This window comes from Azospirillum sp. A23 (assembly GCF_042938965.1).
In the GTDB taxonomy this organism is placed as follows: Bacteria; Pseudomonadota; Alphaproteobacteria; order Azospirillales; family Azospirillaceae; genus Azospirillum; species Azospirillum melinis.
On the sequence record NZ_CP170666.1, the window covers coordinates 610,133 to 621,748 of the forward strand.

The 11,616-nt window shown below is 64.5% G+C and carries 7 protein-coding genes; 3 read left to right on the forward strand and 4 right to left on the reverse strand.

The genetic code is table 11. The features are described from left to right. Nucleotides 1-88 precede the first annotated feature (88 nt). Nucleotides 89-277, forward strand: coding sequence for a zinc-finger domain-containing protein (locus ABNQ40_RS11770; RefSeq protein WP_109049093.1), 189 nt, complete (start codon nt 89-91; stop codon nt 275-277). Between the two features lie 30 nt (nt 278-307). Here the strand turns inward: ABNQ40_RS11770 and ABNQ40_RS11775 are convergent, their stop codons facing one another. Together ABNQ40_RS11775 and ABNQ40_RS11780 are read right to left on the reverse strand one after the other, a co-directional pair. After that, on the reverse strand, nt 308-2,086 hold the full coding sequence (locus ABNQ40_RS11775) for a bifunctional protein-serine/threonine kinase/phosphatase (RefSeq protein ID WP_247879703.1): 1,779 nt from the start codon (nt 2,084-2,086) through the stop codon (nt 308-310). Between the two features lie 63 nt (nt 2,087-2,149). Further along, nucleotides 2,150-2,986, reverse strand: coding sequence for a formate/nitrite transporter family protein (locus ABNQ40_RS11780; RefSeq protein WP_109049092.1), 837 nt, complete (start codon nt 2,984-2,986; stop codon nt 2,150-2,152). A gap of 662 nt (nt 2,987-3,648) precedes the next feature. Here ABNQ40_RS11780 and ABNQ40_RS11785 point away from each other — a divergent pair. Next, nucleotides 3,649-5,706: an EAL domain-containing protein gene (locus ABNQ40_RS11785; RefSeq protein WP_391346613.1), complete on the forward strand. Its 2,058-nt coding sequence runs from the start codon at nt 3,649-3,651 to the stop codon at nt 5,704-5,706. Between the two features lie 42 nt (nt 5,707-5,748). On the opposite strand, the gene ABNQ40_RS11790 is transcribed toward ABNQ40_RS11785, so the two are convergent. Continuing rightward, a complete protein-coding gene (locus tag ABNQ40_RS11790; protein ID WP_109049090.1) occupies nt 5,749-6,558 on the reverse strand; it encodes a response regulator transcription factor in 810 nt (269 codons plus the stop codon). Nucleotides 6,559-7,279: 721 nt separating this feature from the next. After that, the gene (locus ABNQ40_RS11795; RefSeq protein ID WP_247879702.1) at nt 7,280-10,048 is read right to left on the reverse strand and encodes a carbohydrate-binding domain-containing protein; all 2,769 of its coding nucleotides are present in this window, start codon (nt 10,046-10,048) and stop codon (nt 7,280-7,282) included. Nucleotides 10,049-10,390: 342 nt separating this feature from the next. Between ABNQ40_RS11795 and ABNQ40_RS11800 the strand changes: the two genes are divergently transcribed. Continuing rightward, nucleotides 10,391-11,608: a glycosyltransferase family 4 protein gene (locus ABNQ40_RS11800; RefSeq protein ID WP_109049088.1), complete on the forward strand. Its 1,218-nt coding sequence runs from the start codon at nt 10,391-10,393 to the stop codon at nt 11,606-11,608. The last annotated feature ends 8 nt before the right edge of the window (nt 11,609-11,616 follow it).

Sequence of the window (11,616 nt, forward strand, 5' to 3'; positions counted from 1 at the left end):
CGGCCCGCGCGCGCGGAACCCTGATCGGGGGCCCGGACAGCGGGCGTGTCCACGATGGCGTGAACCGGCGCGCCTGTCAAAACAGAGGATGACTGCTATGCAGCCGACCGAGACGATCCTTGTTGAAACCTCGACCGTCGGATGCGACGGCGGCGGCGGCGCGCTGGGCCATCCGCTGGTCTATTTGACGCTGGATCGCGAAGGGCAGGTCGAATGCCCCTATTGCTCGCGCCTGTTCAAGCTGAAGGACGGTGCCAAGGTCGCCCACGGGCACTGACAGCCCGTTCTTCCTGCTGGCAGGCCGCGGTCAGACCCGGCCGGCCAGCAGGATCAGCACGGCCAATGCCAGCAGCGCCGACAGCCCCTGCCAGAAGGCCAGCGGGTTGCGCTCGATCAGCGGCCGGCGCCGCATGCCCGCCGCCTGCTTGCGCGGATGGCGCAGGTCGTACAGGAACTCCGACAGTTCTTGATAGCGCTTGGCCGGGTCCGGGTGGACCGCCCTGCGCAGCACCCCGTCGATCCAGGCGGGAACCGCCCGCCGGTCGTCCAGGGCGGTGCGGTAGACCAGCTTGCGCTGGCGCGCCCGCGTGGTGGCCGTCGCCGCATCGGCGCCGTAGGGCAGGCTGCCGGTCAGCATCTGATAGGCGATGACCCCCAGCGCATAGAGGTCCGACGCCGGCGTTCCGCCTTCCCCCAACAGATATTCAGGCGCGGTGTATTGCAGCGTGCCCAGAATCTCGCCGCGGTCGGCGTCGGGCATGGTCTCCAGGATGCCGGGGACCAGAACCGATCCGAAATCGACGATCTTCACCGTTCCGGTGCCGTCGATCATCACATTGTCGGGCCGCAGATCCTGATGCAGCATCTCCAGCCGGTGGAAGGCCTGCAACCCCTTGCCGATCTGCTCGACGATGGCGCGCACGGCGGGCAGGTCGGGGGCGGGGTGGTCGCGCATCCACTGGGTCAGCGTCTGCCCCTCGATATACTCGGTGACGACATAGAGGTGGCGGCGCGGCCGGGTTTGCGGCGGCGGCTTCAGCACATGGGGGCTGTTGAGCCGGCGGGCGATCCACTCCTCCATCAGGAAGCGGCGGAGGTGGGCGCGGTCGTCGCGCCGGTCGATGGCCGGCACCTTCAGCGCCACAGCCGGGGCCACCGCCGGGGCCATCGCCGGGCCCACCCCTGAGCCGCCCGCACCGTCCTGGGCCAGATAGACGTGGCTGCGGCTGCTGGCATGCAACTCCCGAAGAATGCGGTAGCCCTCGAACTCCGTCCTCGGCTCCAGCAGGGGCGGCAGGGGCAGATCGGACAGCCGGTGGAACAGGTCGCCGGCATCGGCGTCGGGAACCGCATCGATTCGGACGATCTGGAGGGTCAGGTTGTCGGTGCTGCCGCGCCGCAATGCCTCTTCCACCGCGAATCGGGCCGCGCGGTCGAGGTCGTCCGGGTGCCTGTCGATTGTGCTGATTAAAAATTCGGCATCGACATGTTCATAGACGCCGTCGGTCGCCAGCAGAAAGACGTCGCCGGGTTCCACCGGCAACTCTCGGCAGTCGATCTCGACATGCGGAACGACGCCCATCGCCCGGCCGAGATAGCTGACCTCCGATGACACCACCACGCGGTGGTCGTCGGTCAACTGCTCCAGCGACCGGCCGGCAATTCGGTAGATGCGGGAATCGCCGACGTGGAACAGGTGTGCGGTGGCCGATTTCAGCACCAGCGCGCTCAGCGTGCAGGCATAGCCGCGATCCTGATCGTAGCGGTACTCGCTGCGCCGGTTCTGGGCGTGCAGCCAGGAATTGGTCGCCGCCAGAACCCGCTGCGCCGCCGTCCTGACCGACCAGCTTTCCGGCGTGCAGTAATAGTCGGTCAGGAAGCTCTTCACCACGGATTCGCTGGCGATGTGGCTGACCAGGCTGGTGCTGATGCCGTCGGCCAGCGCCACCGCGATGCCCTTCATGCCCAGCAGCGGCGCCACCGGGATCAACGCTCCATGGAAGTCCTGATTGGTCTCCTTGCGCCCCTTGTCGGACCACTGGCCGATGGAGATCCGCAGCTCTTTCACGATACCGGCCCCGCTCAAGGAAAACTCCGCTCTCCCCGATCCAGGGTGGACCGGGGAGAGCGGACGGATGGGCAGGGTGGCTTATTCGGCCGGCTGCAGGTGGGGCTGCGGCAGGCGGCGCTTGGGTGCCGTGCGGACATGGGTGGCGTAGAGCGTCAGGCCGGTGAAGGCGAGGCCGCCGATCAGGTTGCCCAGCACCGTCGGCAGCTCGTTCCAGATCATGTAGTCCATGACCGAGAAGTTGCCGCCCATCAGCATCGCCGACGGGAACAGGAACATGTTCACCACCGAATGTTCGAAGGTCATGCCGAAGAACAGCATGATCGGCATCCACATGGCGATCACCTTGCCGCTGACCGAGGTGGAGATCATGGCGCCGACGACGCCGGTGGAGACCATCCAGTTGCACAGCATGCCGCGCAGGAAGATGGTCAGCATTCCTGCCGCGCCATACTGCGCATAGCCCAGCGTCCGATTCTCGCCGATGTGGGAAATGACGGTGCCGACCTTGTCCGGCGGGGTGGAGAAGCCATAGGTGAAGACCACGGCCATCATCACCGCCACCGTCAGCGCGCCCAGGAAATTGCCGACGAACACCAGCCCCCAGTTGCGCAGCACGCCGCCGATGGTGACGCCCGGCCGCTTGTCGATCAGCGCCAGCGGGGTGAGCACGAACACCCCGGTCAGCAGGTCGAAGCCCAGCAGATACAGCATGCAGAAGCCGACGGGGAACAGGATGGCGCCGATGATCGGGAACCCTGTCTGGACCGTGACCGTGACGGCGAAGACCGCCGCCAGCGCCAGGATCGCCCCGGCCATGTAGGCGCGGATGATCGTGTCGCGGGTGGACATGAAAATCTTGGATTCGCCGGCGTCCACCATTTTGGTGACGAACTCGGAGGGCACGAGATACGACATGACAAGTCCCCTTGGAACAAGCGCTGAAGAAACGGCACGGCAGCGTCCGGTGCGATCCGCGCGGCACCGGTCCGGTGCGGGGCGGGAGGAGAAAGGACGCATTGCGTGTGATTTGGGTGCGGGCCGCAGTCATTGGGTCCGCGCTGGTCAAACCGCCGTTGGCTTGATCGGGAAGGCACTTTGCACGGGATGTGCCAAACGCTGGAATACAGCAAAGCAGCGGCATTTCGACCGCTGCGACGAGGGTGCAACGCAAAGAAAATCCTGTACTGCTCAAAGACAGGGCAATGCTGAATAAAAATCAGTCATTTGTACAAGAACGATTATGGTATCTGACAAGCGAACGGCCGTTGCAGCGAGGGCCATAGCGGAGAAGTCTTTCAGGATTTTAACCGAAGCTCGTCAAACTATCGTTGCAAATCAATGCTCTGAGCAATGGTTCGGGTCGGATGTGCCGGTAATGGTCAGGAACGGTTACCTTTTTGTTATATTTTCCCTTCGTACTATGAGACAGTACAGGCGATGTCGCTTGACGGGCTTCATCGAACCGGCGTCTACTTTGCCGCATTGCGGAAAGATGGCAGTTCCACAATCGTTGTTTGAGTTGCAGGCCTATGTTGTTTCCAGGCGGTTCGGGATCGGCGTCGGATGAGGCGCGTACTATGAGTCACGACACTGAAGAGCAGTACCGCAGCATCTTCGAGAATGCTGTCGAAGGCATCTATCAGACCACCGTCGACGGCCGTTACCTGCGGGTCAATCCGGCGCTTGCCGATATCTACGGCTATGCTTCGCCCGAGGATTTGATCGCCAACCTCACCGACATCGCCTGCCAACTCTATGTCGATCCGGGCAAGCGTGAGGCTTTCGCCGACCTGATGGCCCGCCAGGACCGCGTCCTCAGCTTCGAGGCGCGCGTCTTCCGCCGCGACGGCTCCATCATCTGGATTTCGGAAAGTGCGCGCTGCGTGCGCGACGCCGCCGGCCGCATCCGCTATTACGAAGGCACCGTCCAGGACATCACCGAGCGCAAGCAGCATGAGGAGAAAATCCGGCTGCTCGCCACCGTGTTCGACAGCGTCGCCGACGGCATCCTGATCGTCGATCCCGAACTGACCGTCCAGGCGATCAACCCGGCCTACGAGATAATGACCGGCTTCCAACGGGAGGAACTGCTCCGCAAGCCTTTGGTGCTCTTCGCCCCCGGCTCGCACGAACGGGAATTCGTCGACGCCATCTGGACCACGGCGCGCCAGGCCGGCCGCTGGCAGGGGGAGGTCACCAGCTTCCGCCATTCCGGCGACGCCTTCGCCGCCGCCTTGTCGGTGACCTCGGTCCGCGCGCCGAATGGCGTTCTGGAACATTACGTCCTGACCATCGCCGACATCAGCCAGCGCAAGTCGCAGGAACACCAGATCCGCTATCAGGCCAGCTTCGACCGGCTGACCGACCTGCCCAACCGCTGGCTGGTCTGCGAAAGGCTGGAAGAGGCCATCGTCCGCGCCCAGCGGACGAAGAGCAAGGTCGCCGTCGCCTTTCTCGACCTCAACCGCTTCAAGCAGGTGAACGACACGCTGGGCCACCATGCCGGCGACGAACTGCTGAAGCTGGTGGCCCGGCGCCTGCGCAACTGCACCCGCATGACCGATACCGTCGGCCGGCTGGGCGGGGACGAATTCCTGATCGTGGCGCCCGACGCCGCCGACCGCTCCGCCGGAGCCCGGCTGGTCGAGAAGGTGCTCTATTCGATGTCGGAGCCGTTCAGCGTCCACAATCAGGAGCTTTTCTGCGGCGCGTCCATCGGCATCGCCTTCTATCCCGACGACGGCGAGACGGCGGACCAGCTTCTGCGCAACGCCGATCTGGCGATGTACCATGCCAAGCGCAACCCTGAGCACAAATACGTCTTCTACGACAGCGGGATGCGCGAGCGGTCGGGCTTCACGCTGGGGCTGGAGAGCGACCTGCGCCGCGCCAGCGGCGGTGACGAGTTCGAACTGCACTTCCAGCCCAAGATCGATCTGGTCGGCAACCGCACCATCGGGGCGGAAGCGCTGATCCGCTGGCGTCACCCGGTCCGCGGCGTGGTCAGCCCGGCGGAGTTCATCCCGCTTGCCGAGGAAACCGGCCTGATCTGGGAAATCGGCGCCTGGACCCTGATCGAATCCTGCCGACGGCTGGCCGACTGGATCCGGCGCGACCTGCCGATCCCCTCGGTGTCTGTGAACCTGTCGCCGCGCCAGTTCCAGGACGCCCGCCTCGTCGGTTTCGTGCGCAGCGTGGTTGAATCGGCCGGCATCCCGGCCGACCGGCTGGAGCTGGAACTGACCGAAGGTGCGATGATCGGCGACATCGAGAAGGCGGTGACGATCCTCAACGGGTTGAAGGACATCGGCGTCCGCCTGTCCATCGACGATTTCGGCACCGGCTATTCCTCGCTGGCCTATCTGAAGCGCTTCCCCATCGACACGCTGAAGATCGACCGCAGCTTCGTCCGCGACATCGTGAAGTCGACCACCGACCCGGCCATCGTCGGCACCATCGTCAATCTTGCCGAGAGCCTGGGCTTCGACACCATCGCCGAGGGGGTGGAAACGCAGGAGCAGGCCGACATGCTGCGCCAGCAGCGCTGCACCCGCATCCAGGGCTATCTGATCAGCCGGCCGCTGCCGATCGACCAGTTCGAAGCCTTCCTCGGCAACAGCGTGGTTCCGGCCTGATGCCTGTCCCCCTCTCCCGCTGGGAGAGGGGGACACCCCGGCTTACGGCGCCGTCCGCTCCAGGAAATACTCCATCTCCTGGATGATGCCGCTCTGGGCGGCCCAGAGGGCGGCCTGGGTGCGGTTGCGGACGTTGATGGTCTGCATGATGTGGCGGACATGAAGCTTCACGAGATCTTCGGTCATCAGCATCTCGCGCGCGATTTCCTTGTTGCTGCATCCGTCCATGATCAGTTTCAGGATGCGGGCATGACGCGGATAGAGCCCGGGATAACCCAGCAATTCGGTTTCATGCTGGGCCATCGCCCCATCCTCGCCACCGCGGCGCAGTGCGGTGGGAGAGAAGTAATCGAAGCATTCCTCCGGCACCACCGGCTCGCCGGCATGGATCAGGCGCAGGGACAGTACGAAGGCGGCCGGCGCCATCCGGTTCAGGAGATAGCCGCGCACGCCGAAGCGCAGGGCCATCCTCATGTGGTGGGCGGAAAATTCGTCGGCGATCATCGCAAGCTTGGCCTGCTCGCCGTACCAGCTGCGGAAGTTCCAGGCGTCGGTCTTCAGCGAGGCCAGATCGAACAGCACGATGTCGGCGGATCGGTCGGGATTGCCGTTTCCGGAGCCGTTTCCAGGCGGCGCCTCCAGCGTGGCCACAGCCCCCCTGGCGGAGAACCCGTCGGAATAGCGGTCGGCGGCGCCGTTCGTTCTGCCGTTCCACATCGTCTTGGGTGAAAGTCCAGTTACAAGCCGGCTTTGCGGGTCGATGACTTCGAAGCAGTCATCCAGAATGTTCAGGATGGATTCGCGCAGCAATCGGCTTTGGTTGTGAACAATCACACGAATGCGATCGGACATGTCCGTCTCCCCCAGGAATAGACGAAATGGTGGACGGCATTGCGCGGCCGGAAGGCAGGCTTTTCCCCCCTGGACGCTGTGCTTGGACGTCGGCGGTACCGGTGCGTGGCAATTCAGGTTAGCCGGATTCTTATGCCCGGCGTCCGACCTTCGGCCCCCCGTTCGGACCGTTGCCTCCGCAGTCTCCGATGCCGCCGCGCTTGGCCGCGCAATGCCGCAATTCCGATGGACGATGCACGTTGTATCGCTGGTGTCGTGCTCGCCCGTTCGAATTTAGATCAAACTATGATCCGGCACTCACGGCATTGTCTGCTGCACTTTTGGAATTGTTCCAGGCTCAGTGGGGGTGAGAATCACCCTGTCAGGGCGGAGTCCCTTGTCAGACGGACAGCAGTAATAAACCATCCTCGTGTGCCCGGATAGAGATGATTACCCGACAAAGACAGTGGGTGCTCCAAGGGATATCGCCAATCGTGGCGGGTCCGAAGGGAAATGAGTCAAACGATTTTGCCATACTAAGAAGAAAAACGTCATAGCAAAGCAACTTATATTAGATGGATTGACTTGTCATTTGTCCGATCTACGCCAGTTCACCATCGATAATATAGACTCTTAAACAGCGGTTGCCAGGAGAATCTTCGTTGACCATGGAAACGAAAATGGAGCCCCGCCTGGACGGGGCTCCATTTTCGTTCCGGCTAGCTGCGTCTTGGCCGCTGCCTTATGCCGCCACGTCGTGGGTGATGGCATAGACGCCGGTGTCCCAGCGGGCGATGGTGGTGTCGAAGCCGCCGACGCCGTTCACCACGTCGAAACCCTGGGTGGTATTGTGCGTCAGGTCCTGGACCGTGTAATGGCCGTTGGCGAGCTGCAATTCCACATGGGTGGCCACCGCTTTGCGTGCAGCGGTGTCGTTGAAATCGACGCGGTCGGAGGCGACGACGATCAGCCGGTCCTTCTGGTCGTAGAAGCCGTAGCCGGTGATCTGGGCATCCGGGTCCTTGTCGGTGAAGGTCAGAGGGTGGTGGTAGTTCAGCGCCTCGTCGCCGATCAGAACCGGGGCCTTGGCCTTCAGTGCCGCGATCTCGGCGTCGCTGAACAGATTGTGCCCCTCATATGTGGCCTGCGGGATGATGAAGGCGCTGGGCGCGCTGGCCTTGGTCATCGACGTCAGGGCGGCGTCGCTGACGTAATAGCCGAAGGGCACACCGGCGTCGTGCAGCTTGGTGATCGGCTCCAGCAATTCGCCCAGATAGGCATTGCCGATGGAATTGCCGGCCGGCTCCAGCGCATTCATCGCCTTTTCAGCGTTGGCGCTGTAATAGAGCGCCGGGCCGAAGGGACGGGTCGGCACGATGTCGCGCAGCATGTCCAGCCAGGGCTGCTTCACCTCGCCCCAATCGTGATAGCTGCGCGACCACTGCTCCGCCGCCCGCCGGACACCGCCCTGGTCGTCGGCGATCATGGTCCAGCCGCTTTGCAGCCAGGTCTGCTCCAGCCGGCCCCAACCCAGCTCGTCGCGGACCGTGCCGGTGACGCCGGTGTAGAGGCTGTTCACCGCGCCCCAGTAATCGTCCTCCGACGAGGACATCATGTGGCCGAAATGGGCGTCCGGCGCGCGGGCGGCATGGATGCCCAGCATCGCCTGCTCGTAGGAGGCCGGGGCCTGCTTGTGCTGCATCTCGAAGCGTTCGAGGGTCTGCACGTTGAACAGGATGTCCTTCTCGTTCATTTTGTCGGCGATCACGCGGGCATCGACGCCGGCGAATTCGCGCATCGCCGCCGGGGTGAAGGACACCTGGGTGGTCAGCCAGGCGGCCTTGCCGGTGTTCTTCACGATGGCGTCGTCCAGCGCCTTCCAGCCATAGGCCCAGCCGTCGACGAAATAATCCAGCCACTGTGTCGGGTGGTTGTCGACGATGTCCTGCGCCTGCTGCGCCAGCGTGCTGCCGGCCACCTTGATGCCGGTCTTGCTGCTGAATTCCGCAATCATGCGCGAGTTGAAGAAGTCCATCACGCCGGAATGCGGGCTGCCGTCGAAGAAGTCGGCCAGTTCGTACCCACGGGTGCCGGTCAGGGCGGACAGGCGGCCCAGCTTGTCGGCCATCCAGTCGGCATAATGGGCGGTGCCGCCGGTCCAGCCGGCCGGTGCGTCCTTGGCGTCCAGCGGCATCAGCGGGCTGACATAGCCCCAGCCATAGGGGTTGCTGCTGTCGGAGTTCAGGACATTGCCGTCGCCGTCACGTCCCAGATACTGTGAATGGGCCTTGACCCACGACACCCACGCCTTGTGACCGCCCAGATTGGCGAACTCGCCGCCGTTCTGCGAGAACTCGAAGGTGTCCTCCCACAGCTGCAAGCCGATCAGCGGCATCACCCCGTCGGCCAGATGGCCGGCGGCGACGTCGCGGGTTTCCTTCAGATGGGCGGCGTTGGCGTAATCGGGCACCGATTCCCAGAACAGGTGCTGCGGCGCCAGCCCGCGGTCGGCGCCCCAGGAGATGGTCGACACGTCCGACATCAGCGGCGGCCGCTCGCTGCTGACCCCGGCGCTGGCGCTGTGGTCGTTCTTCGGCAGCGTGGCGGCCGGAGCCGTCGGAGTGGTGGGGGTGGTCGGCACCGTGGGGGTGGTGGTCGTGCCGCTGGCCAGCATGTCCTTGCTGACGGGAATGCTGAGCGTGCCGTTCCACCACAGACCCTGCTGGCCGGCGATGACGTCCTTGCCGTCCAGCGCGCCGCGGTCATAGGTGACGCCGGCGGCGGTCGAGGCGACGCTGTGGCCGTTCACCACGACGGAGCCGACATAGAGGCTGCGGTCCTGGCCGTTGACGACGGCGTCGTTGTCGTACTGGACCTGGACCTTGTGCGCCAGGGCCGGATCGAGATCGACCGTGAACTTGTAGGCGGTCTGGCTGGTGGCGGCCACCTTGGCGTCGCCCACCATTTTGCCGTCGACCAGAAGCTTGAAGTGCGGCGGCACGCCGCCGGCACTGGTGCCCCAGGCGTTGACGACCACGCTGTAGGACTTGGTCGCTGCCGGGGTCGCGACCACTGCCTCGGCGGCATCGGTCGCCGCGGGGACGGGGAACAGCGAGGTGGGCAACGGCATGTTCAAGGCGCCGCCCCAATAGAGACCTTCCTGCCCCTTCACCACGTCCTTCCCGTCGACCGCACCCTTGTCATAGGTGACCGACGGGTCGGTGACGGCAATCGAAGTGCCGTTCACCGCCACGGCGCGGACGAACAGGTTGCGGTCGGCGCCGCCGACCACCCCGTCATTGTCATAGACGAGCTGGAGGTTGTGCGCACTGCCGGCGGCGACCTTGGCGGTGATCGTGTAACGGCCCGCGGTGCTGCTGTTCACCGTCGCCTGACCGATGGTCGCACCATCGAGTTTGAGCGCCAGATGCGGCCAGATGCCGCCGGCAGCCTGTCCCCAAGCGTCTATCGCAAAGGTGACATCGATGAGATTGGACTCGGTGGACGACATCGGCACGACTCCTGTTAATCGGATATTAAGATCTTCCAAAACGGGATTACCCGTATCGGTCGGATTACCCTTCTCGTTAGGAGTAGTCGCACGAAAGTTTATGTAATTGAGAGAGTCAATCTTGGGACATGACTCTGACTCATCTTTGACTCTTCCAAAAAAATCGATTTTGAGTCCGCGAATGCTTTAGACACTGAAAGACTGAATCCGACATCGGCAGTCTTAAGCCTGTTGTGTGGAGATCGTATCTTTCGTTTGTTTGGTGTCCGCTCCGCCTCCATGGTCCACTGCGGCACGAACCGTCGCCGATACCGCAGATCAGGCAGGGCAGGAGATTTCCCCATGCGCACCGAATCCCTGCGCATCGCCGTCGTTACGCAGAAGATCGTCCGCCATGACGGCCAGGGCCGCGTGAACGCGGTCGTGGTCGACGAACTGCTTCGCCGCGGGCACGAGGTCGTCGCCATCGCGTCGGAACTGGCGGACGAACTGGCGTGCCATCCGCGCCTGCGCTGGGTCCGCATCGACGGCGGAGGGGTGCCGACGCAACTGGCAAAGGACCAGCTGTTCGCATGGCGGGCCAGCCGGGCGCTGGCGCGGGAAAGGCGACAGGGGAAAGACCAATCAGGAAACGACCTGCCAGGGATAGACAGGGTGGTGGTGAACGGCTTCGTCAGCTGGGCGCGGTCGGACGTGAATGCGGTGCACTTCGTCCATTCCGCCTGGATGCGCTCCCCCACCCATCCGATCCGCAAGGGCGTCTCGCCCCTGTCGCTCTACCGGGCGCTCTACACGCTGCTGAATGTCGGGTTCGAGCGCTGGAGCTTCCGCCGTGCCGGCCGGCTGGTGGCGGTGTCGCGCACCGTGGCGGACGAGTTGCGCCGGGACGGCATCGCGGCTGGGCGGCTGAGCGTGATCGACAATGGCGTCGATGTCGAAGAATTCCATCCCGGAACGCCGGACCCGGCGCTGTTCGGCCTGCCGCCCGGCCGGCCGGTGGCGCTGTTCGTCGGCGATGCCCGCAGCGACCGCAAGAATCTGGACGGCGTGTTGCACGCGCTGGCCGAGGTGCCGGATCTGGCGCTGGCGGTGGTCGGTGACGAACGGGGCGGCCCATTTCCGGCGCTGGCGCGGGCGTTGGGGGTGGAGGAACGGGTCCGCTTCCTCGGCCATCGGCGCGATGTGGCGGCGCTGATGCGGGCGGCCGACCTGTTCGTTTTCCCGACCCGCTACGAGCCCTTCGGCCTCGTCCTGCTGGAAGCGGCGGCGAGCGGGTTGCCGGTCGTCACCACGCGTCTGGCCGGTGCCGGCCGGCTGCTGGAAGACGGAGCGGCCATCGTGCTGGATCGCCCGGACGGCCATGCCGAGCTGGTGCAGGCGATGCGCAGTCTGGCGGCCGACCCGGCGCTCCGCCGCCGCATGGGCGAGGCCGGGCGCCGCATCGCCGAGAGCCAGGACTGGTCGGTGACGGCCGGGCAGTATGCCGACCTGCTGGAGGAGCCGGGATTCTCGGGGCGAGCGGTTGAGGGCCGGGGACTGTTGGCCGGATCGGCCTCCTGACCGGGTGC

Coding starts and splice junctions, on each gene's coding strand:
- ABNQ40_RS11790 (WP_109049090.1), bottom strand. CDS start 6,558: ATGTCCGATCGCATTCGTGTGATTGTTCACAACCAAAGCCGATTGCTG.
- ABNQ40_RS11795 (WP_247879702.1), bottom strand. CDS start 10,048: ATGTCGTCCACCGAGTCCAATCTCATCGATGTCACCTTTGCGATAGAC.
- ABNQ40_RS11780 (WP_109049092.1), bottom strand. CDS start 2,986: ATGTCGTATCTCGTGCCCTCCGAGTTCGTCACCAAAATGGTGGACGCC.
- ABNQ40_RS11800 (WP_109049088.1), top strand. CDS start 10,391: ATGCGCACCGAATCCCTGCGCATCGCCGTCGTTACGCAGAAGATCGTC.
- ABNQ40_RS11770 (WP_109049093.1), top strand. CDS start 89: ATGACTGCTATGCAGCCGACCGAGACGATCCTTGTTGAAACCTCGACC.
- ABNQ40_RS11785 (WP_391346613.1), top strand. CDS start 3,649: ATGAGTCACGACACTGAAGAGCAGTACCGCAGCATCTTCGAGAATGCT.